This window comes from Succinivibrio dextrinosolvens (genome assembly GCF_900116345.1).
In the GTDB taxonomy this organism is placed as follows: domain Bacteria; phylum Pseudomonadota; class Gammaproteobacteria; order Enterobacterales; family Succinivibrionaceae; genus Succinivibrio; species Succinivibrio dextrinosolvens_B.
This window is the reverse complement of the sequence record NZ_FPAH01000010.1, coordinates 1-23,022: the sequence shown is the minus strand read 5'-3', so window position 1 is coordinate 23,022 and position 23,022 is coordinate 1. Positions and strand designations below refer to the sequence as shown.

30 protein-coding genes and 1 pseudogene are annotated in these 23,022 nt (G+C 41.6%); 26 read left to right on the top strand and 5 right to left on the bottom strand.

Features of this window, described 5'->3' with window-relative positions; all coding sequences use genetic code 11:
* Window positions 1-19: 19 nt before the first annotated feature.
* From rplN to BM308_RS04675, 21 genes and pseudogenes are all read left to right on the top strand, one after another.
* A complete protein-coding gene (gene rplN, locus BM308_RS04775; RefSeq protein ID WP_074840875.1) occupies window positions 20-388 on the top strand; it encodes a 50S ribosomal protein L14 in 369 nt (122 codons plus the stop codon).
* 24 nt (window positions 389-412) lie between these two features.
* Window positions 413-739: a 50S ribosomal protein L24 gene (gene rplX / locus BM308_RS04770; protein ID WP_031490573.1), complete on the top strand. Its 327-nt coding sequence runs from the start codon at window positions 413-415 to the stop codon at window positions 737-739.
* A gap of 22 nt (window positions 740-761) precedes the next feature.
* On the top strand, window positions 762-1,313 hold the full coding sequence (gene rplE / locus BM308_RS04765; protein WP_031490570.1) for a 50S ribosomal protein L5: 552 nt from the start codon (window positions 762-764) through the stop codon (window positions 1,311-1,313).
* A 15-nt stretch (window positions 1,314-1,328) separates the two neighbouring features.
* Entirely contained in the window at window positions 1,329-1,634 is a 306-nt protein-coding gene (gene rpsN, locus BM308_RS04760) for a 30S ribosomal protein S14 (RefSeq protein ID WP_031490569.1), read from the top strand.
* Between the two features lie 17 nt (window positions 1,635-1,651).
* Window positions 1,652-2,038, top strand: a complete 387-nt coding sequence (rpsH, locus tag BM308_RS04755) for a 30S ribosomal protein S8 (protein ID WP_074840888.1) — start codon at window positions 1,652-1,654, stop codon at window positions 2,036-2,038.
* 14 nt (window positions 2,039-2,052) lie between these two features.
* Window positions 2,053-2,586 carry a 50S ribosomal protein L6 gene (rplF, locus tag BM308_RS04750; RefSeq protein WP_031490567.1) on the top strand — a complete coding sequence of 178 codons (534 nt, stop codon included), beginning with the start codon at window positions 2,053-2,055 and terminating at the stop codon, window positions 2,584-2,586.
* A 14-nt stretch (window positions 2,587-2,600) separates the two neighbouring features.
* Window positions 2,601-2,954 (top strand): 50S ribosomal protein L18, encoded by a 354-nt coding sequence (gene rplR, locus BM308_RS04745; RefSeq protein ID WP_031490565.1) that lies wholly within the window; start codon window positions 2,601-2,603, stop codon window positions 2,952-2,954.
* Between the two features lie 9 nt (window positions 2,955-2,963).
* The gene (gene rpsE / locus BM308_RS04740) at window positions 2,964-3,470 is read left to right on the top strand and encodes a 30S ribosomal protein S5 (RefSeq protein ID WP_074840878.1); all 507 of its coding nucleotides are present in this window, start codon (window positions 2,964-2,966) and stop codon (window positions 3,468-3,470) included.
* A gap of 3 nt (window positions 3,471-3,473) precedes the next feature.
* Window positions 3,474-3,659, top strand: a complete 186-nt coding sequence (gene rpmD / locus BM308_RS04735) for a 50S ribosomal protein L30 (protein WP_031490563.1) — start codon at window positions 3,474-3,476, stop codon at window positions 3,657-3,659.
* Between the two features lie 3 nt (window positions 3,660-3,662).
* Window positions 3,663-4,097 (top strand): annotated as a pseudogene (gene rplO, locus BM308_RS04730) (50S ribosomal protein L15); the annotation flags it as partial.
* A 205-nt stretch (window positions 4,098-4,302) separates the two neighbouring features.
* Entirely contained in the window at window positions 4,303-5,649 is a 1,347-nt protein-coding gene (gene secY, locus BM308_RS04725; protein WP_143098565.1) for a preprotein translocase subunit SecY, read from the top strand.
* Window positions 5,650-5,672: 23 nt separating this feature from the next.
* Window positions 5,673-5,786 carry a 50S ribosomal protein L36 gene (rpmJ, locus tag BM308_RS04720; RefSeq protein WP_031490558.1) on the top strand — a complete coding sequence of 38 codons (114 nt, stop codon included), beginning with the start codon at window positions 5,673-5,675 and terminating at the stop codon, window positions 5,784-5,786.
* A gap of 189 nt (window positions 5,787-5,975) precedes the next feature.
* Window positions 5,976-6,332, top strand: a complete 357-nt coding sequence (rpsM, locus tag BM308_RS04715; protein WP_031490557.1) for a 30S ribosomal protein S13 — start codon at window positions 5,976-5,978, stop codon at window positions 6,330-6,332.
* Between the two features lie 11 nt (window positions 6,333-6,343).
* Window positions 6,344-6,739, top strand: a complete 396-nt coding sequence (gene rpsK / locus BM308_RS04710; RefSeq protein ID WP_031490555.1) for a 30S ribosomal protein S11 — start codon at window positions 6,344-6,346, stop codon at window positions 6,737-6,739.
* A gap of 31 nt (window positions 6,740-6,770) precedes the next feature.
* A complete protein-coding gene (gene rpsD, locus BM308_RS04705; RefSeq protein WP_031490553.1) occupies window positions 6,771-7,394 on the top strand; it encodes a 30S ribosomal protein S4 in 624 nt (207 codons plus the stop codon).
* Between the two features lie 47 nt (window positions 7,395-7,441).
* The gene (locus BM308_RS04700) at window positions 7,442-8,434 is read left to right on the top strand and encodes a DNA-directed RNA polymerase subunit alpha (protein WP_074943274.1); all 993 of its coding nucleotides are present in this window, start codon (window positions 7,442-7,444) and stop codon (window positions 8,432-8,434) included.
* A gap of 21 nt (window positions 8,435-8,455) precedes the next feature.
* Window positions 8,456-8,854 carry a 50S ribosomal protein L17 gene (gene rplQ / locus BM308_RS04695; RefSeq protein ID WP_031490551.1) on the top strand — a complete coding sequence of 133 codons (399 nt, stop codon included), beginning with the start codon at window positions 8,456-8,458 and terminating at the stop codon, window positions 8,852-8,854.
* A gap of 80 nt (window positions 8,855-8,934) precedes the next feature.
* Window positions 8,935-9,924: a DNA-directed RNA polymerase subunit alpha gene (locus BM308_RS04690; protein WP_074840882.1), complete on the top strand. Its 990-nt coding sequence runs from the start codon at window positions 8,935-8,937 to the stop codon at window positions 9,922-9,924.
* A gap of 171 nt (window positions 9,925-10,095) precedes the next feature.
* Entirely contained in the window at window positions 10,096-10,650 is a 555-nt protein-coding gene (locus BM308_RS04685; RefSeq protein ID WP_074943272.1) for a flavin reductase family protein, read from the top strand.
* Window positions 10,643-11,002, top strand: coding sequence for a hypothetical protein (locus tag BM308_RS04680; protein ID WP_074943270.1), 360 nt, complete (start codon window positions 10,643-10,645; stop codon window positions 11,000-11,002). The genes BM308_RS04685 and BM308_RS04680 overlap by 8 nt, the downstream gene beginning before the upstream one ends.
* A gap of 45 nt (window positions 11,003-11,047) precedes the next feature.
* The gene (locus BM308_RS04675) at window positions 11,048-11,830 is read left to right on the top strand and encodes a hypothetical protein (RefSeq protein ID WP_074943268.1); all 783 of its coding nucleotides are present in this window, start codon (window positions 11,048-11,050) and stop codon (window positions 11,828-11,830) included.
* A gap of 78 nt (window positions 11,831-11,908) precedes the next feature.
* Here the strand turns inward: BM308_RS04675 and BM308_RS04670 are convergent, their stop codons facing one another.
* Complete coding sequence (locus BM308_RS04670; RefSeq protein ID WP_074943267.1) at window positions 11,909-12,805, bottom strand: LysR family transcriptional regulator; 897 nt, start codon at window positions 12,803-12,805, stop codon at window positions 11,909-11,911.
* 119 nt (window positions 12,806-12,924) lie between these two features.
* Here BM308_RS04670 and BM308_RS04665 point away from each other — a divergent pair, with 119 nt between their 5' ends.
* The 3 genes from BM308_RS04665 (at window position 12,925) to BM308_RS04655 (ending at window position 14,992) form a co-directional block, all read left to right on the top strand.
* Window positions 12,925-13,155, top strand: coding sequence for a hypothetical protein (locus tag BM308_RS04665; RefSeq protein ID WP_074943265.1), 231 nt, complete (start codon window positions 12,925-12,927; stop codon window positions 13,153-13,155).
* A gap of 23 nt (window positions 13,156-13,178) precedes the next feature.
* A complete protein-coding gene (locus BM308_RS04660; protein ID WP_306705292.1) occupies window positions 13,179-14,321 on the top strand; it encodes an alpha/beta hydrolase in 1,143 nt (380 codons plus the stop codon).
* 92 nt (window positions 14,322-14,413) lie between these two features.
* Window positions 14,414-14,992, top strand: coding sequence for a sugar O-acetyltransferase (locus BM308_RS04655; RefSeq protein ID WP_074943366.1), 579 nt, complete (start codon window positions 14,414-14,416; stop codon window positions 14,990-14,992).
* Window positions 14,993-15,052: 60 nt separating this feature from the next.
* Here BM308_RS04655 and BM308_RS13180 read toward each other — a convergent pair whose 3' ends face one another.
* Window positions 15,053-15,775, bottom strand: a complete 723-nt coding sequence (locus BM308_RS13180) for a L,D-transpeptidase family protein (RefSeq protein WP_083425446.1) — start codon at window positions 15,773-15,775, stop codon at window positions 15,053-15,055.
* Window positions 15,776-15,898: 123 nt separating this feature from the next.
* Between BM308_RS13180 and parC the strand changes: the two genes are divergently transcribed.
* Window positions 15,899-18,214, top strand: coding sequence for a DNA topoisomerase IV subunit A (gene parC, locus BM308_RS04645; protein WP_074943263.1), 2,316 nt, complete (start codon window positions 15,899-15,901; stop codon window positions 18,212-18,214).
* A 55-nt stretch (window positions 18,215-18,269) separates the two neighbouring features.
* On the opposite strand, the gene BM308_RS04640 is transcribed toward parC, so the two are convergent.
* Window positions 18,270-18,812 carry a YggT family protein gene (locus tag BM308_RS04640; RefSeq protein WP_074943261.1) on the bottom strand — a complete coding sequence of 181 codons (543 nt, stop codon included), beginning with the start codon at window positions 18,810-18,812 and terminating at the stop codon, window positions 18,270-18,272.
* 12 nt (window positions 18,813-18,824) lie between these two features.
* Window positions 18,825-20,345 (bottom strand): YggS family pyridoxal phosphate-dependent enzyme, encoded by a 1,521-nt coding sequence (locus tag BM308_RS13320; RefSeq protein WP_074943259.1) that lies wholly within the window; start codon window positions 20,343-20,345, stop codon window positions 18,825-18,827.
* A 79-nt stretch (window positions 20,346-20,424) separates the two neighbouring features.
* Here BM308_RS13320 and BM308_RS04630 point away from each other — a divergent pair, with 79 nt between their 5' ends.
* A complete protein-coding gene (locus BM308_RS04630) occupies window positions 20,425-20,610 on the top strand; it encodes an ATP-binding protein (protein ID WP_074943257.1) in 186 nt (61 codons plus the stop codon).
* A gap of 51 nt (window positions 20,611-20,661) precedes the next feature.
* Here BM308_RS04630 and BM308_RS04625 read toward each other — a convergent pair whose 3' ends face one another.
* Complete coding sequence (locus BM308_RS04625) at window positions 20,662-22,875, bottom strand: autotransporter outer membrane beta-barrel domain-containing protein (RefSeq protein WP_074943255.1); 2,214 nt, start codon at window positions 22,873-22,875, stop codon at window positions 20,662-20,664.
* Window positions 22,876-23,022 lie beyond the last annotated feature (147 nt).

Sequence of the window (23,022 nt, the reverse complement as noted above, 5' to 3'; positions counted from 1 at the left end):
TTAACCGGAGCATTTACAAATGATCCAGATGCAAAGCATGCTTGACGTTGCCGACAATTCTGGCGCACGTGCTGTTATGTGTATTAAGGTTTTAGGTGGTTCACACCGCCGTTACGCAGGCATTGGCGACATTATTAAGGTGTCTGTAAAAGACGCTATTCCTCGCGGCAAAGTTAAGAAGGGCGACGTACTAGACGCTGTTGTTGTTCGCACCAAGAAAGGTGTTCGCAGACCAGACGGTTCAGTAATTCGCTTTGACAGTAACGCAGCAGTTCTTTTAACTGCACAGCATGAGCCTATTGGTACTCGTATTTTCGGACCTGTTACTCGTGAACTACGTTCAGAGCAGTTTATGAAGATCGTATCATTAGCTCCAGAAGTACTCTAATTTTAAATCGGGAGTATTAAAACTATGGCAGCGAAAATTCGCACCAATGACGAAGTAATCGTTATCACTGGTAAAGATAAGGGCAAGACTGGTAAAGTTACCCGCGTATTACCAAGTGAGCACAAGGTGTTTGTTGAAGGCATTAATGTCAAGAAAAAACACCAGAAACCTAACCCAAATCTTGGCATCCAGGGCGGTATTGTTGACTTAGTAGCACCTATCGATGTTTCTAACGTTGCAATCTATAACCCAGATACTAAGAAAGCAGATCGTGTTGGTTTTAGAGTAGAAGACGGCAAGAAAGTTCGTTTCTTCAAGTCTAACGATAAGACTATCCCTTCAGCTAAGTAGTGTTTATTAAAGGAGAATAACGATGGCGAAACTGCATGATCTATACAAGCAGGAAGTAATCAAAGCCTTAACTGAAAAATTTGGTTACAAGACAATCATGCAAGTCCCTCGGATTGAGAAGATCACCCTGAATATGGGTGTTGGTGAAGCAGTTGCAGATAAGAAGGTTCTTGAGAATGCAGCTAAGGATATGACCGCTATTGCTGGTCAGAAGCCTTTAATCACCAAGGTTCGCAAATCCGTAGCGGGCTTCCATATTCGTGAGGGCTATCCAATCGGTTGTAAAGTTACCCTACGCGGTGAGCGTATGTGGGAGTTCCTCGAGCGTTTAATTGTGATTGCAATTCCACGTATCCGTGATTTCCGTGGCTTATCAGCTAAGTCATTTGATGGTAGAGGAAATTACTCTATGGGCGTACGTGAGCAGATCATTTTCCCTGAGATCGATTTTGATAAAGTTGATACAGTTCGTGGTTTAGATATTACTATCACCACCACTGCTAAGTCAGATGAAGAAGGCAGAGCACTTCTTGAGGCTTTCAACTTCCCATTCCGTACTCAGGCCAACAAGTAATTCGAGGACGAACTAATGGCTAAGACTTCAATGATTTACAGAGATCTTAAGAGAAAGCGTCTTGCAGAGCAGTATCGTGCAAAGCGTGAAGATCTCAAAAAGATTATTTCAAGTGTTTCTTCTTCAGATGAAGAGCGCTTCGCTGCAGTGCAAGCTTTAGCTTCACTACCTCGCGATTCAAGCCCTTCACGTCAGCGTAACCGCTGCAGTGAGACTGGTCGTCCACATGGTTACTTACGTAAGTTCGGTTTATGCCGTATCAAGCTACGTGAGCACATGATGCGTGGCGAGATCCCTGGTCTACACAAGGCTAGCTGGTAAGAGGAGAGATACAAATGATGCAAGATCCTATTGCGGATTTACTAACCCGCATTCGCAACGGCCAGGCATCTGGCAAAGTTTCCGTTTCAATGCCTTCATCAAAGTTAAAGGTTGCTATTGCTAACCTACTACTGAAGGAAGGTTACATTTCTTCAGTTTCTGAGAACGGAGACGTTAAGAAGGTTCTAGAAATTGGCCTTAAGTACTACGAAGGTGCTCCAGTTATCGAGTTAATCCAGCGTGTTTCACGTCCTGGTCTTCGTATCTACAAGAGAAGCAACGAGTTACCACGTATCATGAACGGCTTAGGTATCGCTGTTATCTCTACTTCTAAAGGCTTAATGACCGATCGTGCTGCCCGTAAGGACGGCTTGGGCGGCGAAGTTATCTGCTACGTCGCATAATTTAGGGAGGCAACATGTCACGTATTGCTAAGGAACCTATCGTTGTTCCTCAGGGCGTCGAAGTTTCTCTCGACGGTCAGAAAGTTACCATCAAGTCTAAGAAAGGCGAGATGAGCTTAAATGTACATCCTTTAGTAACTGTTACCGTTGATAACGGTCAGATCAAGGTTGCACAGAAAGATGAGTCACAGGACTCAAACATGCAGTCTGGTACTACTCGTGCTCTACTACACAACATGGTTGTTGGTTTAGATAAGGGCTTCGAGAAGGCATTAAAGTTAGTTGGTGTTGGTTACCGTGCTGCTGTTAAGGGTAAGGTTCTAAACTTAGTTTTAGGCTACTCACATCCAATCGATTTCGAGCTACCAGAGGGAATTACCGCTGAGTGCCCAGCTCAGACTGACATTATTCTAAAGAGCTACGATAAGGCTCTATTAGGTCAGGTTGCAGCTAAGGTTCGCGCATTCCGTGCTCCTGAGCCATATAAGGGTAAGGGTGTTCGTTATGCTGACGAAATCATTCACATTAAAGAAGCTAAGAAGAAATAATAGGGTGGCATAACATGTTCGATAAGAAAGAAGCACGCATTCGCCGCGCTACTAAGTCTCGTGCAAAGATGCATGAGTTAGGTGTAACCCGTTTAGTAGTTACCCGTACTCCACGTCACATTTATGCACAGATTATCAGCAATGATAACCGTGTTTTAGCTTCAGCTAGCACTTTAGATAAGGACCTTGCAAAGGGTCTTAAGTACACCGGCAACGTTGAGGCTGCTAAGGCAGTTGGTAAGGCTGTTGCTGAGCGTGCAATTGCAGCTAAGGTTGAAACCGTAGCTTTTGACAGATCAGGCTATCAGTATCACGGTCGTGTAGCAGCATTAGCTGACGCAGCTCGTGAAGCCGGCCTTAAGTTCTAGGAGTGTGAAATGCAACACAAAGACGAAACTCAAGCTGGCGAGCTGCAGGAAAAATTAGTTGCAGTTAATCGTGTAGCTAAAGTTGTAAAAGGTGGTCGTATTTTCTCTTTCACCGCTCTAACTGTAGTTGGTGATGGTAACGGCCGTGTAGGTTATGGTTATGGTAAGGCTAGCGAAGTTCCAGCTGCAATTCAGAAGGCAATTGAGCAGGCTCGCCGTAACGTAAACAGCAATATTCAGTTAAACAATGGAACCTTATTCCACGCTGTTAAGGGTGAGCACTCAGGTTCTATGGTTTACATGCAGCCTGCATCAGAAGGTACCGGTATTATTGCTGGTGGTGCTATGCGTGCTGTTCTTGAAGTAGCTGGTGTTCGTAATGTTTTAGCTAAGGCTTACGGTTCAACAAACCCAATCAACGTAGTTCGTGCTACTGTTGCTGCTTTAGCTTCAATGCGTACTCCTGAGGCAATTGCTGCAAAGCGTGGCCTTTCAGTTAAGGAAATTCTGGAGTAAAAAATGGCAGATAAGAAAACCGTTAAAGTTACTCTAATTAAGAGCGTTATTGGTCGCAAGCCAAAGCACGTTGAGACTGTTAAAGGTCTAGGCTTACGCCGTATTCGTCACACTGTTGAGCTAGAGGATACTCCTTCAGTTCGCGGTATGATCAATAAGGTTAGCTACTTACTAAAGGTAGAGGAGTAAACCATGCAACTAAATACTTTAAAGCCTGCAGAGGGATCACACAAGGTTCATAACCGTGTTGGTCGTGGTATCGGTTCAGGCTTAGGTAAGACCTGTGCTCGTGGTGTTAAGGGTGCTGGCGCACGTAAGAGCGCTCACAAGCGTCCAGGCTTCGAAGGCGGTCAGATGCCTTTAAAGATCCGTTTACCAAAATTTGGTTTCTGGTCTCCAAAGGCTGACGTTACTGCTGAAGTAACACTAAACGATTTAAATCGTATCGAAGGTGATGTTGTTGATATGAATGCTTTATTAGCAGCTCGTTTAATCAACAAGAAAGTTAAGTACGTAAAGGTTGTATTATCACGCGTTCCTAACTTCACCAAGAAGATCACTCTAAAGGGCTTAGGCTGCACCAAGGGTGCTAAGGCTGCTATCGAGGCAGTTGGTGGTACCGTTGAGATTGCTCAGTACACTACTGACGCAGCTGCTCGTCGCGAGTTATCAAACAAGAAGTCAGCTGCTAAGCAGAAGGCTCGTTTAGATAACTTAGCAGCAGTTGGCAAGGTAAAGCCTGCCAAGAAGACTGCAGAGCAGAAGGCAGCTAAAAAGGCTGCTAGAGGCTAGTTATTAACGGGGGCTGTATAGCCCCCTAATGAGGTTTTGCATGGCTAGAAAGTCGCTTTTTGAAAGAAGTCGCGAAATGGCAAATCAGCAGACTAAGGGCTCTGGCGAGTTACGTCAGCGTCTTTTATTTGTTGTTATTGCTTTAATTATGTTCAGACTTGGATCATATATTCCTGTTCCAGGTGTGAATGCTGACGTACTTCAACGCGTTTTCGATTCGCAAAGCGGAACCATTATTGGCATGTTCAACATGTTCTCTGGAGGCGCTTTAGAGCGTGCTTCAGTTTTAGCATTAGGTATCATGCCATATATCTCTGCATCAATTATCATCCAATTGCTTGCTGTTATTAATAAGGATTTAGCTGCTCTTCGTAAAGAAGGCGAGTCTGGTCGTCGTAAGATTACCCAGTACACTCGTATTTCAACAGTGCTCCTTGCTGCAATTCAGGCTTTTGGTATGGCAACCGGTATTCCAAACATGATGCCTGGATTAGTTGATAATCCTGGTTTCGGTTTCTACTTTGTAACAACTGTTAGCTTAGTAACCGGTACTATGTTGCTAATGTGGCTTGGTGAACAGATTACCGAGCGTGGCGTTGGAAATGGTATTTCACTTATCATTTTCGCAGGTATCGTAGCAGGTCTGCCTTCAGCACTTGCAAGAACCTTTGAGCAGTCACGTCAGGGTGATTTATCAACCATCGCATTGCTACTTATTGGTGTAGTTGTGGTCCTAGTGACCTTCTTCGTGGTTTTCGTTGAGCGCGGTCAGCGTAAGATCGTAATCGAATACGCTAAACGCCAGATGGGTAACAGAATTTACTCTCAGCCACGCTCTAATTTACCATTAAAGATCAACTTATCAGGTGTTATTCCAGCAATTTTTGCTTCATCAATTATTCTGTTCCCTGGTACTGTTGTATCTTGGTTCGGCCAAGGCGATAATGCTGTAGCTAATGTTTTAAGCAGCATTTCAGTGTTCTTACAACCTGGTCAGCCTTTATATGAATTACTATATGCAGCTGCTATCGTATTCTTTACCTTCTTCTATACTGCACTTGTGTTCAATCCTCGTGAAGTAGCAGAGAATTTAAAGAAGGGTGGTGCCTTTATTCCTGGTATCCGTCCTGGTGAGCAGACAGCAAGATTCATTGATAAGGTAATGACTCGTCTAACCTTAAGTGGTTCTTTATACATGGTAGCAGTATGCCTTGTTCCACAGTTACTTATGAACTGGTTTAACGTTCAGTTCTATTTCGGTGGTACATCATTATTGATTATTGTTGTTGTATGCATGGACTTCGTATCTCAGTTACAGAGTCACATGATGAATCAGCAGTATGGCGACATCATGCGTAAAGCAAATTTAAGAAATTACGGTCGTTAATATTTGTTAATTGGAGAATAAAAATGAAAGTTGGTGCTTCAGTTAAAAAGATTTGCCGCAACTGCAAAATTGTTCGTCGCAATGGTGTAGTACGTGTTATCTGCGATAATCCAAAGCATAAGCAGCGTCAGGGCTAATGCTTTAAATATGCAATTTATGTTGCATATTTAGATTAAAATCTGTATAATCATACAGCTTAAAAAGCACTAAGAGAAATCTTGGTGCTTTTCTGACATGCCAAAGTGCACTATAGCGGTTGTCGCGTATCCTAACGGGCTTTGCGACAGCCTTTGTTTTAAACCGACCTATGTTATAGGAGATCAATAGTGGCCCGTATAGCTGGCATTAATGTGCCTGATCAGAAGATCGCCGTGATTGCATTACAGTCAATCTATGGCATCGGCCCAACCCGCGCTAGCGAGATCTTAGCTAACGCTGGTGTTGATGAGTATGCTAAGTTAAAAGACTTAGACGAGACTGTCATCGACAAGATTCGTGCCGAAGTTGGCAAGTTCACCGTTGAAGGTGATCTACGCCGTGAAATTTCTATGAACATCAAGCGCCTAATGGACTTAGGTACTTATCGTGGTTTACGTCACCGCAGAGGTTTACCAGTACGTGGTCAGCGTACTAAGACTAATGCACGTACTCGTAAGGGTCCACGTAAGAGCATTAAGAAGTAGGAGAGCTTTAGATGGCAGAAATCAATAACAAGGCTCGCTCAAGCAAGCGCTCAAAGAAGCAGGTTGCTGACGGTGTAGCTCATATCCATGCATCTTTCAACAACACTATCGTAACCATTTCAGATCGTCAGGGTAACGTTCTTTCATGGGCAACTGCAGGTGGTTCAGGTTTCCGTGGTTCACGTAAATCTACTCCATATGCTGCACAGGTTGCTGCTGAGCGTGCAGGCGAGTCTGCAAAAGAGTTCGGTGTTAAGAACCTTGAAGTTATGGTAAAGGGACCAGGTCCTGGTCGTGAGTCTTCAATCCGTGCTTTAAATGCACAGGGTTACAAGATCACTAACATTACTGATGTTACCCCTATCCCTCATAACGGTTGTCGCCCACCTAAAAAGCGTCGCGTATAACCTGTCGAGTTCAATTTCTGGAGAAAGATAAATGGCAAAATATACAGGTCCAGCCCTGAAATTAAGCCGCCGTGAGGGTGTAGACTTATTCTTAAAGTCAGGCGTTCGCGCAATTGACACCAAGTGCAAGTTAGATACTGCACCAGGTCAGCATGGCGCAAACAAAGCACGTCTATCAGATTACGGCATGCAGTTACGTGAGAAGCAGAAGGTTCGTCGTATTTACGGCGTTCTAGAGCGTCAGTTCCGTAACTACTACAAGAAAGCTTCAAGAATGAATGGTAACACCGGTGAGAACCTGTTACAGCTTCTAGAGGCTCGTTTAGACAACGTTGTTTACCGTATGGGTTTTGGTTCAACTCGTATGGAAGCACGTCAGTTAGTAAGCCACAAGGCTATTACTGTAAACGATCAGATCGTAAACATTCCTTCTTACCAGGTTCAGCCTTCTGATGTTGTAGCTGTTCGCGAAAAGGCTAAGAAGCAGTTACGTATCAAGGCAGCTATCGATTTAAGCGGTCAGCGTGCTACAAAACCTACTTGGATCGATGTTGATCACGATCATATGAAGGGTACTTATAAGAGCAATCCTGAGCGTGCAGAGCTACCTTCTGATATCAAGGAAGCACTGATCGTCGAATTGTATTCTAAGTAATTTAGGCAACATTGCCAGCACCGCTTTAACAATGTGGGGTATCTCTAGTGTCTGTTGTTGAACTACTAAAGCCAAAGCCAGTTGACTATAATGAAATCAGCCCAAATCATGCACGTTTAGTGCTTGAGCCTCTTGAGCGTGGTTTCGGTTATACTCTTGGTGTAGCTTTAAGTGGAATTTTACTAAAGACCCTGTCTGGAACCGCAATTGATGCTTTCCAGATGGCGGGCGTAAAGAACGTAAACAGCAAAAAGGATGATCTTGTTGAAAGTATTTTTGAAGTGGTTATGAATTTAAAATCACTTGCAATTACTTCAAAAGAGCCTCTTACTGAGCCTGTTTGGTTAACAATTGAGAGACGTGGCGAGGGAGAAGTTCACGCTTCTGACATCGTATGTCCTGATAATTTATCATTTGTTGACCCTGAAGCCCGTATTTGCACTTTAAAAGGTGCCAAGGCTTCGTTGTCGATGAAACTTCGCATTACCTCAGGTTGTGGCTATGTTACAACTACTTCTGAGGACCATGTTCCTGCTGAGTCAGAGGACGTTATTCTGATCGATGCTAACTACTGCCCAGTACGTCGCTACGTATATGAGGTTGAGTCAGCTCGTGTTGAGCAGCGTACAGACTTAGACAGATTAGTCATTGATATGGAAACCGACGGAACTATTGCTCCTGAGGTTGCCTTAATGAAGGCTTCTGGCCTGATCTGTGACAGCATGGTAAATCTGGTTGATAAGGAAGAAATCAGTGAGCGAGTTGTTACTCCTGCTGCTCCTCCAATGCCAGACCCTGTTTTAATGCAGCTAGTTGATGATTTAGAGCTTACAGTTCGTTCAGCAAACTGCTTAAAAGCGGAGCAAATCATTTACATCGGCGATTTGGTACAAAGAACTGAAGTTGAACTTCTAAAGACTCCAAATCTAGGTAAGAAGTCATTAAATGAAATTAAAGATGTTCTTGCTCAGAGAAATCTGTCTTTAGGTATGCGTGTGGCTAACTGGCCTCCTGCAGGACTTCGTGTGCCAAACAAATAACTGTTTTAGAAGGAATTAAAAATGCGTCATCGTTTAAGTGGCCGTCATTTAGGTCGTACTTCAGCACATCGTGCTGCTCTGTACCGTAACCTAGCTAAGGCATTAATCACTTACGAAGTAATCAAGACCACTGTTCCTAAGGCTAAGGAACTACGTCGCTTCGTTGAGCCATTAATCACTCTAGCTAAGGTTGATACTGTTGCTAACCGTCGTTTAGCTTTTGCTCGTCTACGTGACGATGCAGTTGTAGCTAAGCTATTTACTGTTATCGGTAAGCTATCTGCTAACCGTAACGGCGGCTACACCCGTATCTTAAAGGCTGGTTTACGTGCATGTGATAGAGCACCAGTTGCTTACATCATGCTAACTGACCGCCCAGAAGTTGCTGAAGAGTCAAAAGATTCATCTGCAGCTGAATAAAAATCCTTATGGGCGCTGGATAACTGCGCCCATTTAGATTTTATAGCTTACTAACTGTACTTAAAAACGAGGGTGAGACCTTGGATCAGATCATTGATTCTATTAAGCCAAACATAAAAGATGTTACTGAGCTTTCTCATAATATAAGCCGTGTAATTCTTGAGCCATTTGAGCCACACTATGCTCAAATTGTAGGCACAGCACTCCGTCGTATTATGCTGTCCTCTATTCCTGGATATGCCATCACCGCAGTTGAAATTGATGGTGTAGTGCATGAATACAGTGCAGTAGAAGGCATACAAGAAGATATTCTTCTTATTCTTTTAAATCTAAAAGAAGTTGCTGTAGCTGCTGAAGGAATGCTAAGAGATGAACCAGTTCTTCATATTAGAAAGAAAGGCATTGGCCCTGTAACTGCAGGTGATATTCAGTGTCCTGCTGGCATCGAAATTAGAAATCCTGAGCAGATCATCTGTCATCTGACAGAAGAAAACAAAGAACTTAATATGCACCTTCACGTAACCCGTGGTCGTGGATATGTTCCTTCAGTAAATCATCCACATGTTGATGGCACTGAAGAAAGATTTATTGGTCGTCTACTGATTGACGCTTCATACTGCCCAGTTTTAAATGTTGCAGTTCACACTGCACCACTTGCTGACAAGAAAGAGCAGTTAATCCTAGACATTGAAACCAACGGAACAATTGATCCAAAGAATGCTGTTGGAATTGCTGCAACCATTTTTGCTGATCAGTTAAATTCATTCGTTGATATCAGAAATTCTGTTGCACCTGCTGAAGATGCTTCATTCCGTCCTCTAATTGATCCTAAGCTGATCTGTCCTGTTGAGGATCTTGAGTTAACTGTTCGTTCAGCTAACTGCTTAAAGACTGAAGGCATCAAGTACATTGGTGATCTTGTACAGAAGACTGAAGTTGAGCTTCTTAAGACTCCAAATCTTGGTAAAAAATCACTTACCGAGATCAAGGACGTTCTTGCTGAGAGAGGATTATCTCTTGGTATGCGCCTAGAGAACTGGCCTCCAGCAGAGCTTGATTCAATAATGTAATTTCAAATGGCCGCATTTTTATGCGGCTGTTTCATTTCTGTCATCTCATTTTTTCTCAATATTCCATCTTTCTTAACCATTCTGTGCAATAGCCACTATTCTAAAAAATTCAATTCGTGTTATTCTTTTCTTACCGTGTTATGTCCAAACAAAATAACTAAGGACTTATGGATGTATAAGAATATTGATTTAAACCATGCATATAGAGCTTTTACCGGCGGTCCGATGATTTGTATCTTTACCAAATCTAAAGATGGTGTCCCTAACGGTATGAGCGCAGCCTGGAACTGCCCATTTGATACTGATGAGCTGATTCTGGTTCTGGATAAAGGCCATACTACCTCCGAGAATATTCGTAATGGCAGTAAAATTGTTGTAGCTGTTCCAAATTCTAATCAGATTGATGAAATCCTGAAGCTTGGATCTATTCATGGTCGGGACTGTTCTGTTAACAAGTTTGTTGAACAGAAGGTTGATACAGAGGAATCCGAGCTGTTTAAGTTACCGGTTATCAAAGGCGCCTTGGCTTACTTTGAGTGTGAGCTTAACGACAAGGCTTTGTTTGAGGATAAAGGCATATGTCTTGTCAAGGTTAAGAACTGCTATGTTCAAGAGAATATGTGGGATGAGGTTTCTAACAGCTTTAAAAAAGGCTGTCTGAATACTCTGCACCATGTATCAGAGGCTGTATTCTGTACCGGCGGAGAACTAGTTTCAAATGATTGATATTAATGCATTAACTGAAGATGAGTTCAACGATTACGTTGATTATGCACTTGATCTTTTCCATATATTGGCTTCAGATGCTCTTCCTATCAATGACGAAGATGCCTATGACAGGCTATACAGACTGGATACAGATGAAGACTACTCCATGGAAATTTCGCTGAGAAATGCTGATGAAAAGGATGAGTTTGACCCTGATATCGGAGAGCCTGATCAGGTCTTATGTGCTACGGTTCAGTTTGTAGCTGCTGAAGGTTCCTTAAAGAATGATATTAAAGCTGTTGAAATCTTCTTTAACGAGCACCGAGATGATGACGCTAATCTTTCTGCAATCTGGTTTCCAGAGGACTAAAGGTGCTCATCTAATGATATAGCAAGTTGTAAAAGTGTCGCGTATATGACTGAAACAGTTGCCACTAAACCAAGAACACGAGATCTGTTTCTCTTAAAGGCTTTAAATGCAACCTTCAAACTTCCATTTATTAAGGTCGATCGCGAGCGCTTTTTACGAAAAGCTTTATTATCTGCAGGATGCACTTCAGATCAGATAGATCAGGCCATTAAAACATCACCTTTGGAAGTCCTGTCATCCGAAGAGCTGAAGGCTCTTGCCATGAAGATTAGACGCCACCACAGGACTGGATTATCGGCATTATCTGCTGCCTGTGGTGTCCCAGGCGGTATCTTTATTTTTGTTGCTGTTCCTGTGGATACTGTTCAATTCTTTTATCATACTTTTGTTCTTTCTCAGAAAATTGCCTATATTTACGGGTTTCCTCCTTGTATGACTGAAGAGGAATTTCGTGACATGATGATTATTGCTTTGGGAGTTGGAGCAGGAGTAAGCAAGGCGAACAAGGCCTTTAAGTTTGTGGCCAAACAGGCTAAGAAGCAGCTTATTTCTCAGCTGCAGAAACATCAGGAACTGCTACTGCCTCAGCTTATAAGAGAAGTCTGCAAAGCGCTTGGAGTAAAGCTTACTAACAATACCTTAACTCAGATAATAAGAAAGGGAATCCCTCTGATTTCAGCAATAATATCTGCCATATTTGCCTATACCATTTTCACTATAGAAAGTAACAGAATTCTCTCTGCTTTTGAGAAGGCTGCCATAGGAAAGAATGACGAGGATTTGAGGAATAGTAATTCCTCTGATGAACATATTCACCTAGAATCATGAACAAAAATGACCAGACAAAAAATAGATATAACTATGTTTGGATTTTGTGTTTCATAATTCATATAGTGAAATCGATTTTTAATAATTTTTTGTATTTGCATTTTCAAAAGATGCTAGAAGCTGTTTGAAAAACAGATCCACGATAGGAGTAAATACCTGGTATTTTCTCCAAATCACGTATAGTGGCGTGGTTAGTTTTGGATATAAGGGAATCCAGCACAGACTGTTTTCGTCTGATGTATTTGCGAGTCCCTTATACGATAGTAATACGGCAACATTTTCTTTTACAAATACAGAACCGTTATAAGCCAGATTGACTGTATCGCTGACATTCAGTAAATCAGCATACTGACCGCACCACTTGCGAATCTCCTCAGATAAGCCCTGTGTCGACATCATAAGGTTATAGTCTTTTAATTCATTTACTGTTATACGTTTAGCCTTTGAGAGGGGATGCCCCTTGGCAACAACAGCTCCCCACTGATCTTCTGCCGGGTATCTTATGTGATTGTATTTTTCGATGTTTGGCTGACCTGAAATGATGGCAATATCTAAAAGTCCTCGATCAAGCATTTGTGTAACCTGTTCAGTCATGCCACTGATAATATGACAGCGTAGGTTGGGATAATCTTTTCTGAATGCTAAAAGTTCTCTTGCAAATATATCCATATGACAGGTTTCCGCTGCTCCCACATGAATATCTCCTCCGGTAATTTTTTCTAAATCTTCGAAGTCCTGTTTAGTCTTTTCAAATAGAGAAACAATATCTTCAGCTCGTTTTCTCAGAATGTATCCCTCTTCAGTCAGCATCATGCCTTCTTTCTGGCGAATAAAAAGATTACATCCAAACTCCTCTTCGAGTTCTTTCATCTGTTTGGATAGTGCTGACTGAGATATATAAAGCATTTGAGATGCTTTTGTCATATTGCCAAGGCGAGCGATCTGTAAAAAATTTTTTAATAGCTTTATATCCATTTTTTTTTCTTAACCTGTCAATCTTTATAAATTATTCCAAATAAGAATAATCCGTAATGAAATATTACCATTTGTCATTATATTTTTTCAATGTATATTTAATTGCACAGGGAGGACATATGAAAGCAGTAACAACGTATAAGCAGCAACTTATAAAGAGTTTATCTGATGCTGGTTGCTCTGATGAAATGTGTGAATCCTGTGCTGAATGTTATGAGAACGAAGAACTTGGCAAAATGCTTTTACAGTTAAAAGGTGAAAGAAAATGCCTAAGAGAAAAATTAACAAAGGTTCAATTTGAATTGGATACGCTTGATTATCTAATCAGAAAAATCGAGCAGAAAAAATAAATTAAACTACCACGGAGACCTATATGAAACTTAATAAATTTGTAACTTCAATGATTGCAGGAGCAATGCTTATGAGTTCTGTTAATGTAATGGCAAATGAGGTTCCTCTATCTGTTGTGGCAAAGGCTTCTCAGATGAAGAATGCTTCTGTTGAGGCTTTAAAAGATGATACTCGTGTTTTCAATGTTGATAAGAGCATTGAAGTTCTGAAAGTAGTTTTCCAAAATCGTTACGGTTTTGAGGTTGCAGGTCACTTATATCTGCCTAAAGATTTTGATAACACTAAAAAATACAGTGCATTGGTAATTACTGGACCATTTGGTGCGGTTAAGGAACAGTCATCTGGTCTATACGCTCAGGAAATGGCTAAGCGAGGTTATGTTACTGTTGCTTTTGATCCTTCAATGACAGGTGAATCATCTGGTGTTCGCCGTAATATGGGATCACCTGAGATCTTTACTGAGGATTACAGCGCTGCAGTTGATTTTATCAGCAATCTGACCTTTGTTGATCCACAGAAGATTGGTGCAATTGGTATCTGTGGTCTTTCTGGAATGGCAATTACTGCAGCATCAAACGATGTCCGTATTAAAGCTGTTGTAACCTCAGCTATGTACGACATGTCTGAGAGTATTTCTGACCATTATAACGGTGCATACTATACAGATGAGCAAAGAAACATTGTTAAGCAGCATTTAGCCAAAATGAGAGATGCCGAGGCCAAGAGCGGTGAATCAATTCGCGGTGCTCATGAGTTAGGTGTTGATGCTAACGGTAATATCCAGACTTTTGACAAGATGTTCCCTGATACTCTGCCAGCAGATGCCGACCCTGTCTCAAAGGATTTCTATGGCTATTACATTGGTAGAGCTTATCATCCAAGAGCTATTAACTCAAATACCTCTGCCTGGGATTCAACCACAGCATACGGCTTCTTTAACTTCAGCCTAATGGATAATATCAAGGAACTGTCTCCTCGTCCTCTAATGCTGATTACTGGTGATAAGGCCCACTCAAAGTATTTCTCAGATAATGTATACAAGGCAGCTTCATCTCCTAAGGAGCTGATTGTAGTAAAGGGGGCAACTCATGCCGATCTGTATGATCATCTGGATAAGATTCCTTTTAATCAGATTGAGAATTTCTTCAACAAGAATCTTAAATAAGATATAAACGTCCTTATGTTTGTGTTGTCCGGGTGGAAACATCCGGATTTTCTTTTCCCTATCGTCTTCTAAATAAGTCTCCTGAGAAAGAAATGGATTTAACAACTTTTTTAAATAAGATGAATAATCAGGAAATGGTAGAAGTAACGTCTGATGCCTTTCCATTCTGTCACGAAATGACCCAGCGAGCTTTAAAAATTACCTCAAAAATCAACAACTCATATCATACTCCTGAAGAAATCGAAGAACTGTTCTCGGAGCTAACCGGGGAGAATGTAAAAGGAAAACTGGTCCTTTTTCCTCCATTTCATACAGACTTTGGTCAGAATACTCACTTAAAGGGCAAGGTTACAATAAACAGTGGAGTATGTTTCCAGGACCAGGGAGGGATAATCATAGGTGATGGATCCTTAATTGGGCACAATGTGGTTCTGGCTACGTTGAATCATGATTTAAATCCTGAGAAAAGAGGCTGTCTTCTGCCTAAACCTATAACGATAGGTAAAAATGTATGGATAGGATCAAATGCAACTGTTCTGCAGGGGGTGACTGTTGGCGATGGAGCTGTGATAGCTGCCGGAGCTGTGGTTACCAGGGACGTTCCTTCTAATACAATTGTAGGTGGAGTTCCTGCACGGGTAATTAAGACAATTCCTTTGAGTCAGAAGTAATTTTCACCGAGAACACAAAAGCTCACATTTAAGTGAGCTTTTGCCAGGAGAATAATATGCTTAAGGATTAATTGTAATTGGAGTTCCTTCATCCACCATGGAAAGGAAGATATCCATGTCTGGATTCAGAAGAGCGATACAGCCGTTTGTCCAGTTGGTTCTCTGTATTGAGTCATGATACTCTCTCTTTGAATTTGGCTGACCGTGAACCATGATCATGCCGCCAGGTCTTCTGCCGTACTTACGCGCATTCTCAATATCCTGTGCATTAGGATAAGAGATATGAATTGCTTTGTAGAAGCTTGAACGTCTTTTTACATAATCAAGAATATAGGTTCCCTCAGGTGTTCTGCGGTCACCTTCAAACATCTTTTTACCCTCAGGTCTGTCTGACAGAGCAATCCAGAATTTTCTGACTTCCTGACCGTCCTTCATCAGAATCATCTGATGAGCTCTTTTGTTTACAATCACTCTATCAACAATCTTGTTGGTGAAAGAAGATGAGTGGGTAACAGTTTCTGTATTGGTTGCCTTTGATGCGAGACTTGTGGTGTTTACAGGCTTACTGGTTACAGATGCTGATGACTGATAATCAGGATAGATGGAATTGATGAAATCTGCAGACTTCCCCTGCTTGCCGTAATCAAACTGGGCATCATAAGGAATAGAAGATGTGACAGCTCTTGCCAGAAGTGAATCTGGAATATCGTGAACATTCTTTGCAGATGCAGAAAAAATACAGCTAACTAATGCTAAAGCTGATAAAAAACGTACATATCTCATAACGCATACCATGAATCGAAGTACACAAAAAAATTTAAATTATTTGCTGTATTGTTTTAAAATATAATAGTTATATATATAAATTATAAACGCAACGGTCGTTGTTGTGTGAGAAAAATTTAGATGTCAGAAGAAAAAATTCGAAATTTAAGCCTTGAAGGCATCGAACTGATGCCTTTACAGCAGTTTGCTGAAAATGCCTACCTGAATTACTCCATGAGTGTAATCAGAGATCGTGCACTGCCTTCAGTTGCTGACGGTATGAAACCGGTGCAGCGTCGAATTGTGTACGCCATGGCTAAGCTCGGCATCAACTTTAAAGCCAAACATGTAAAGTCAGCAAGAACTGTTGGTGAAGTACTGGGTAAGTATCACCCACACGGTGACAGCGCCTGTTACGAGGCTATGGTTCTTATGGCTCAGCCATTCTCCTACAGATATCCTCTGGTTGACGGTCAGGGTAACTGGGGTGACGTGGAAGATCCTAAATCCTTTGCAGCTATGCGTTATACCGAGTCCAGACTGGCTCCTTATTCTGAAGTGCTTCTGCAGGATTTGAATACCGGCTGTGTTGACTGGATTCCAAATTTTGATGGAACAGTAGACGAGCCAAAATATCTTCCAGCAAGACTGCCAAATATTCTTTTAAACGGCACCACCGGTATTGCAGTGGGTATGGCTACCGATATCCCTCCTCATAATCTTAATGAAATTGCTAATGCTGTGGTTCATCTGATTGATAAGCCTGAGGCTTCAGTTTCTGATCTGATGCAGTTTGTTCCTGCTCCTGATTATCCTTGTGCAGCAGAGATTACCAACTCCACCGAGGAGTTAAGAAAAATTTATGAGACTGGCCGTGGCACAATCAGACAGCGTGCCGTTTACACTGTTGAGAAGAATGAGATTATCATTACCTCACTGCCTTATCAGGTTTCCGTTGGAACCATCGAAAAGCAGATTGCTGATCTGATGGGCAAGAAGAAACTGCCTTTAGTTTCTGATATTACCAATGCCTCAGACAGAAACAATCCAATCCGTATTGTAATTACTCCACGCTCTAACCGTGTAAATATCGATGAGCTGATGGAGCATCTGTATGCTGTAACCTCACTTGAGAACACCTACAGAGTAAATATCAATATTCTGGGACTTGACGGCAAGCCTGCAGTCAAGGATTTAAAGACAATCCTGAATGAGTGGCTGGTATTCAGAACCGAAACCGTTAAAAAGAGACTGTCACATCGTCTTGAAGCTGTAAACAAGAGACTGCACCTCTTAGAAGGCTTCATGTTGGTAATGCTCAATATCGATGAGGTTATTGAGATTATCCGTCATGAGGATGATCCTAAGAGCAAGCTGATCGAAAGATTCGGTCTGTCAGATGCCCAGGTTGAATATATTCTTGAGACCAAGCTGCGTCAGCTGGCCAGACTTGAGGAAGTCAAGATTAAAGCTGAGATGGATAAGCTTAATGAAGAGAAGAAACATCTTGAGACTCTGTTAGGCTCAGATGCCCGCTTTAAGACTTTCCTGAAAAAAGAAATCCTTGCAGATGCAAAACTCTACGGCGATGAGAGACGCTGTCGCGTGGTACAAAGAGATGCTGCCGTTGCCATCAAGGAAGAGGATCTGGTTCCAAGTACTCCGGTTACAGTTGTTCTTTCAAAGATGGGCTGGGTACGTGCTGCTTCCGGTCATGATGTGGATGCGTCTTCATTAAATTACCGTTCTGGAGATAAATTCCTCTCCAAAGCCTCCGGTAAGACTAATGAGCAGGCCTGTTTTATCTCCACATTAGGTCGAGTATACAGTGTTGATATTAAAGATCTCCCTTCTGCAAGAGGACAGGGTGAACCTTTATCTGCCAAGGTAAACTTCCAGCCAGGTGAAAAAGCCTGTCACGTAGTTGTACCTCGAAAGGATAAGTATCTGGTGGTTGCTTCAGACAAGGGTAAGGGATTTATTACCCTATCTACAGATATGCAGTCCAGAGCAAAAGCAGGTAAAGCTTTAATTAATCTGGATGAGGATGCGGTGATTCTGCCTCCTGTTGAAGTTATAGATAGAAAAACTGATATTCTGGCTGTAGCAAGTATGGCCGGACGTCTGCTGTTCTACAAGTTGGAGGAACTGCCTGAATTATCCTCAGGAAAGGGCAATAAGCTTATGGGCCTGAATACCGCTACAGTAACCATTGGTGGTGATGGTCTGGCTACTATGGCGATTATCCCTGAGGGAGCTTCACTGACTATTCATTCTGGTAAGAAAGTGCTTAAACTCAACTACAGAGAGATTCTGGATAGAATTGGAACTAGAACCAATGTGGGCGACAAGCTTCCACGCGGATATCAGAAGATAACTTCACTGGAAGTTGAAGTCCCTAAGGCTGACTCAGATGGAGAAGTTGAGGAAGAGATTCCAGAGTTTACACTTGAGTAAGCGGTAGATTAGTTTCAAGAAGATCTCCAGCCATCAAAATGACTGGAGATTTTTTTTATAGAATTGCCCAGGTCAGGCCAAAGATTGAATAGGCCAGTCTGTTCAGGGCAAAGATTGCGATCATCACAATCATCAGAGAGATGTCAATCATTCCGATTGGAGGAATAATCTTCTGCACTGGTGCCACAATAGGGTAGGTCAGCTGTCCGAACATGAAGCTGTATCCTCTGGTTGCAGGCAGCCATGAACATAAAGCCTGAGCTAAAAGCAGGAACAGCAGCAGATAACCAAAACTCTTAATTGTCATTAGCGCGCCATACATAATAACAGCGGTGATATTCACTGAACCGCCATAGATAGTAATTAAGCCGAACCAGAACATCACGGACAGTACGAAGGCAACAATAAATCCTGCGTAGTAAAAGCCTTTAATGCTTCTGTTTCTGAATGGCAGCAGCTTCATTACAGGCTCAGTCAGTTTGACTACAAGCTGAGTTGCAGGATGGTAGTAATCAATACCTGAGCTCTGCATTAAAGAACGCAGTTCGAACAGGATGATTACTGCTTCTGCAAGCATAATGTAAAAATTTAATTGCATGTTGGTTTCCGTTTAAAACATTTTTTCAAATTCGTATGTTCTATCAAGACTTGCCTGAACAGTATTCTTCATAACCTGCTCAAAGTTGCCTTCAGTCATCTTGCAAAGACCAGCATAGGTGGTACCTCCCTTTGAGGTAACTGCTTCACGAAGTGAGGCCAGGGTGCAGTCCTGATTTTTAATAGACATATTAGCTGATCCGAGAACAGTTTGCTCGACAATTTTTCTTGCATTGTCTGCAGAAAGTCCGTGAGCTACTGCCTCAGCAATTAAAGCTTCCATGAATCTGTATACAAAGGCTGGGCCACAGCCGGCGACAGCACCGATAACATTAAGATTATCCTCATCACCGACAATGCAGGTTCCCATTTTTGCCAGCATCTTTTCGCTTAGCTGCTTTTCATTTTCACTTACTTCAGTGTCATAAACTACAGCAATTACGCCTAAGCCAAGTTTTGCAGGGGTATTAGGCATGATACGGATGATTTTCTTTGTATTCAGCTTCTCTTCAATTGAGCTTAGTTTGTAGCCCGCAGCCATGGAGACGAACAGCTTATGGTTTAGAGCAACACCAGATGCTGCAATCTCATCTAAAACTGAGGTCAGAATCTGTGGTTTTACACCCAGGAAGACGATATCTGCATTCTTTAAGGCATCAATATTGTCAGTAGTGATTACTGAACCTTTGGTCTTGAATTTCTCTAGCTTCTCAAGATGAGGACCTGATACGGTAATATTCTGTGGATTAAAGCCTGAGGCAATAATGCTTTCATAGATGCAGGTTGACATATTGCCGCCGCCAATGAAGGCGATGTTCTGATTGTCTGTTGTCATAGTCTTGTATTCTCTTGCGCCAAAAATAGCTGTACCGATTCTAACCTCTGTGGTCTGGTTCTTTACTGCAATATCCAGATCATGGGTCATGCCGATTGAAAGTATATTAAAGTCCTCTAATTTCTTTGAATATTCATCAAATAAAGACTTTAACTTTGAAAATTCCTTATCGATTATCTCAAAATCAGGGGTATCCATACCCACGCCCATAAAACCTCTGAGTTTCAGTTTTGGGCACTTCTGAATGGTATCTATCAGTGAGTCGATTTCGCTGATATCACAGCCTGATTTCTGATCTTCAGCGGAGATATTCACCTGAATGAGAACCTCAAGGGGAGGTAAGCCCTCTGGTCTCTGATCGTTTAATCTTGTGGCCACTATTGCTCTGTCCAGACTTTCGACCATGTCAAAATGTTCAGCGATAAGGCGGGTTTTGTTTTTCTGGATTGGGCCGATGAAATGCCAGATGATATCCCTGTAGCCTAGTTCTTTGAGATGTGTTATTTTCTCACTGGCTTCCACTGCATAGGATTCGCCGAAATGTCTTTCTCCGCAGTTGTAGGCTGCTATTATTTTTTCTTCAGGTTTTGTTTTTGATACGCACAGCAGGCTGACATCATTTTCAGATCTGCCGTATTTATTGCATGAGGAGATAATCTCCTGGTGGACTTTTGATAAATTCTCTCTAATCTCGTCCATATATAAGCCTTTTTAAAATCAAAAATATAGAGTATTATATGCCTCCACAAGAATTATTCATACCAATATGGTGGAACCGATGTTTGTAATTAACAAAGAAGTTTGTTCAGAATGTGGCGAATGCCAAGATATATGCCCTTGCGGAGCTATTGAACAGCAGGATGACGGCTCTTTTCAGATTGAAGCCTCAGTGTGCGCTGATTGTGCAGCCTGCCAGTCAGTTTGTCCTTTTGAGGCTATTGAAGAAGTCGAAAACGACGAATAAACACAAAAAAGCCAGATTTTAGTAGTCTGGCTTTTGCATATCTGGTGAAAGTTAGAACATATATTTCATTTCTGCATTTACCCAGGCACCTCTAAACCCCTCTCCTAACAGACCTTTGACACTAAAATCAAAAATAAGTCCCTTATTTGATGCCGGTGTAATAGTAACACCAAGTTCACCGAATCCTCTAAAACCGTCTGTCTTGGAAGGTTCAGCCATCAATCCATCCACTTTAAGCTCAGCCTTACCGTCAAATTCGTATTCAGCACCCAGTCCCGTGTATAGAGCAGCTGTTGGTGTATAGTTATGAGAGTATCTTCCCCCTAGTCTTAAACGGTGACTGTTTACATCTGAGAGCTCGTATTTACCGCCCGCGTGAAAGGTGTTTCCTTCCTGATGCAGGAAGAAATACTTTCCGTACAGATCCAGGGAGTTAAGATCGTCAAATTTGATAACCTTTCCTACTCCTAATTCAGCACCCATGTAATAAGAACTTAGATCGATATCGTAGGCCAGTTTTGTTGCAAAATTGTATAGGGCTCTATTCTGAGAGGTTTTTAAGCGTCCGTATCTTAAAGCTCCGTTTACGTGCCATAGATTCTCAAATGTCATATTTGCTAAAGCTGCAATACCGTAATAGGTGAAATCTCCGTTTTTCTTGATGTACGGGTCAGCCTGGCCTGCATTAAAGTGATTCTTGAATTTACCAAAGCCGGCTTCAAATGCTCCTCCCACTGACAGCATTCCGTAGTCGTTCTGAACGTTGTTACCGATACCAACTGAAAAGTTCAAGGTATTCACATTAACATGAGAGCCTGTTTTAACTCGAGCCATGCCTCCTCCAACAGCAAAGAAATCCTGTACTCCTGTGAGGCCCGAATTGGCAAGATTAAATCCTGAAGCAGACAGTGTATCTGCGCCTTGGGATAATGCAACTGTACCTGCTGACATGGTCATTGCTGAAGTATGAGTCTGAGGCTGAGTCTCAAGACTGGTAACAGTATAGGTAACAGTATTTCCATTAAGTTTTGTGTAACCGATACCTCCAAGTGAGGAGCCTAAAGTATAGGTCGATGTTTCAGAAGATAAGCCAAGACTTCCTGATTCTACAGTTGTAACGGTCAGCATGTCGTAGCTGTCTCCTGGATAAAGCATCTCAACACCGGAAAAGCTTACATTTTCTGCATTGATTTTAGTTACTGTGGAATCCGTGGATGCATTAGTCAGTTTTGAAATGGTAATAGTTTTACCCCAGATAACATTATCAAGGCGTATTGTAGAAAAATTATTTACACTTCCCACCGTATAGTTAGCTGGGGACCAAGGTGTGTTGTTATAGCCAAAGATTAGGGTATTTCCTGCAATTACAGTAGTATTTTGTGGATTTTTGATTTCGTTGAGTTGATCTGCTTTTGTTCTAACTCCACCATAAATATCTGCACCGCTTACATCTGCATCACCATACAGATAGACTTCATTACCGACCATGGTAGCTTGTTGATTATCATCGGAAGTTGAGGTCCAACCTGCTACAATTGCGCTACTGAAATTTCCTGAGCCAATAATTATTTTATTATTAGATGCAGTAGCAGTGTTGTTTGCAAGAGCATATCCGCCAACTACATAAGCATTTCCCTGATAATTACTTCCTTTTTCAATGATCACTGTATTGTAATCAGTTGACGCAGATTTATTTCCAGAATTTACTATATTATCTATTTTTGCTCCATATACGTATAGATTATTTACACTGCTTCCTGCTTTAAAGATTACGGTATTGTTGTTGTTTTGTATACTTGAACCATATTGGCTAGTTGTATACGCTCCTATAAGATTACTTGGCTTAGAATGGTTATTACTTCCATTTATCTGACCATATACGGTGATGCTGTTGTAACTATTGTATGGCAGTTCGTCTTTATAGCTAGTGTAAAGCCAAGAATGATTCAAATTTGAAAAATTTACAGTTCCGTTAATTGTGGCTGTTACTAAAGTATTAGGATTATCGCCAGGTACTTTAAATTTATTATGACTACTAAGATCTTCTGTTCCTTCGATTATCCATGGAGAATCAAAGTCTTTATCAGCCTTAACCTGATTGGATAAGGCTAATCCTGTGAGAACTACACTTACCGCAACTGTAAGAGGCTTAAGACGAAAAGAATTCTTCTTTTCTCTCAGGTAAAAAGAATCATTTGAAGTTCCCTGCTTTTGATAATCTTCAAAAGTAAAATCTTCACCTTTATCCAATGTGGTCATTTTCATCGTAAGTCCCCACAATTACCTCAAAAACACTGAGATTTCAAATAAACAAAAAATCTTAACTACTTTAACTATTGTTTAATTTTCGGAATTTGTCAGTTTGGATTTATTATTTTTTAGTTTATCTCTGTGAAGGATCACAGTTTTGCG

Excerpts from the sequence above, each read along its gene's own strand:
- rpsK (WP_031490555.1), top strand. The coding sequence starts at position 6,344 with ATGGCAGAAATCAATAACAAGGCTCGCTCAAGCAAGCGCTCAAAGAAG.
- rpmJ (WP_031490558.1), top strand. The coding sequence starts at position 5,673 with ATGAAAGTTGGTGCTTCAGTTAAAAAGATTTGCCGCAACTGCAAAATT.
- secY (WP_143098565.1), top strand. The coding sequence starts at position 4,303 with ATGGCTAGAAAGTCGCTTTTTGAAAGAAGTCGCGAAATGGCAAATCAG.
- rplN (WP_074840875.1), top strand. The coding sequence starts at position 20 with ATGATCCAGATGCAAAGCATGCTTGACGTTGCCGACAATTCTGGCGCA.
- BM308_RS04640 (WP_074943261.1), bottom strand. The coding sequence starts at position 18,812 with ATGCAATTAAATTTTTACATTATGCTTGCAGAAGCAGTAATCATCCTG.
- rpsD (WP_031490553.1), top strand. The coding sequence starts at position 6,771 with ATGGCAAAATATACAGGTCCAGCCCTGAAATTAAGCCGCCGTGAGGGT.
- rplF (WP_031490567.1), top strand. The coding sequence starts at position 2,053 with ATGTCACGTATTGCTAAGGAACCTATCGTTGTTCCTCAGGGCGTCGAA.
- BM308_RS04670 (WP_074943267.1), bottom strand. The coding sequence starts at position 12,805 with ATGGATATAAAGCTATTAAAAAATTTTTTACAGATCGCTCGCCTTGGC.
- BM308_RS04675 (WP_074943268.1), top strand. The coding sequence starts at position 11,048 with ATGACTGAAACAGTTGCCACTAAACCAAGAACACGAGATCTGTTTCTC.
- BM308_RS04630 (WP_074943257.1), top strand. The coding sequence starts at position 20,425 with ATGTTTGTAATTAACAAAGAAGTTTGTTCAGAATGTGGCGAATGCCAA.
- rplE (WP_031490570.1), top strand. The coding sequence starts at position 762 with ATGGCGAAACTGCATGATCTATACAAGCAGGAAGTAATCAAAGCCTTA.
- BM308_RS13320 (WP_074943259.1), bottom strand. The coding sequence starts at position 20,345 with ATGGACGAGATTAGAGAGAATTTATCAAAAGTCCACCAGGAGATTATC.
- parC (WP_074943263.1), top strand. The coding sequence starts at position 15,899 with ATGTCAGAAGAAAAAATTCGAAATTTAAGCCTTGAAGGCATCGAACTG.
- rplQ (WP_031490551.1), top strand. The coding sequence starts at position 8,456 with ATGCGTCATCGTTTAAGTGGCCGTCATTTAGGTCGTACTTCAGCACAT.
- BM308_RS04680 (WP_074943270.1), top strand. The coding sequence starts at position 10,643 with ATGATTGATATTAATGCATTAACTGAAGATGAGTTCAACGATTACGTT.
- rpmD (WP_031490563.1), top strand. The coding sequence starts at position 3,474 with ATGGCAGATAAGAAAACCGTTAAAGTTACTCTAATTAAGAGCGTTATT.
- rplX (WP_031490573.1), top strand. The coding sequence starts at position 413 with ATGGCAGCGAAAATTCGCACCAATGACGAAGTAATCGTTATCACTGGT.
- rpsH (WP_074840888.1), top strand. The coding sequence starts at position 1,652 with ATGCAAGATCCTATTGCGGATTTACTAACCCGCATTCGCAACGGCCAG.
- rpsE (WP_074840878.1), top strand. The coding sequence starts at position 2,964 with ATGCAACACAAAGACGAAACTCAAGCTGGCGAGCTGCAGGAAAAATTA.
- BM308_RS13180 (WP_083425446.1), bottom strand. The coding sequence starts at position 15,775 with ATGAGATATGTACGTTTTTTATCAGCTTTAGCATTAGTTAGCTGTATT.
- BM308_RS04625 (WP_074943255.1), bottom strand. The coding sequence starts at position 22,875 with ATGAAAATGACCACATTGGATAAAGGTGAAGATTTTACTTTTGAAGAT.
- BM308_RS04685 (WP_074943272.1), top strand. The coding sequence starts at position 10,096 with ATGTATAAGAATATTGATTTAAACCATGCATATAGAGCTTTTACCGGC.
- BM308_RS04660 (WP_306705292.1), top strand. The coding sequence starts at position 13,179 with ATGAAACTTAATAAATTTGTAACTTCAATGATTGCAGGAGCAATGCTT.
- rpsN (WP_031490569.1), top strand. The coding sequence starts at position 1,329 with ATGGCTAAGACTTCAATGATTTACAGAGATCTTAAGAGAAAGCGTCTT.
- BM308_RS04655 (WP_074943366.1), top strand. The coding sequence starts at position 14,414 with ATGGATTTAACAACTTTTTTAAATAAGATGAATAATCAGGAAATGGTA.
- BM308_RS04665 (WP_074943265.1), top strand. The coding sequence starts at position 12,925 with ATGAAAGCAGTAACAACGTATAAGCAGCAACTTATAAAGAGTTTATCT.
- rplR (WP_031490565.1), top strand. The coding sequence starts at position 2,601 with ATGTTCGATAAGAAAGAAGCACGCATTCGCCGCGCTACTAAGTCTCGT.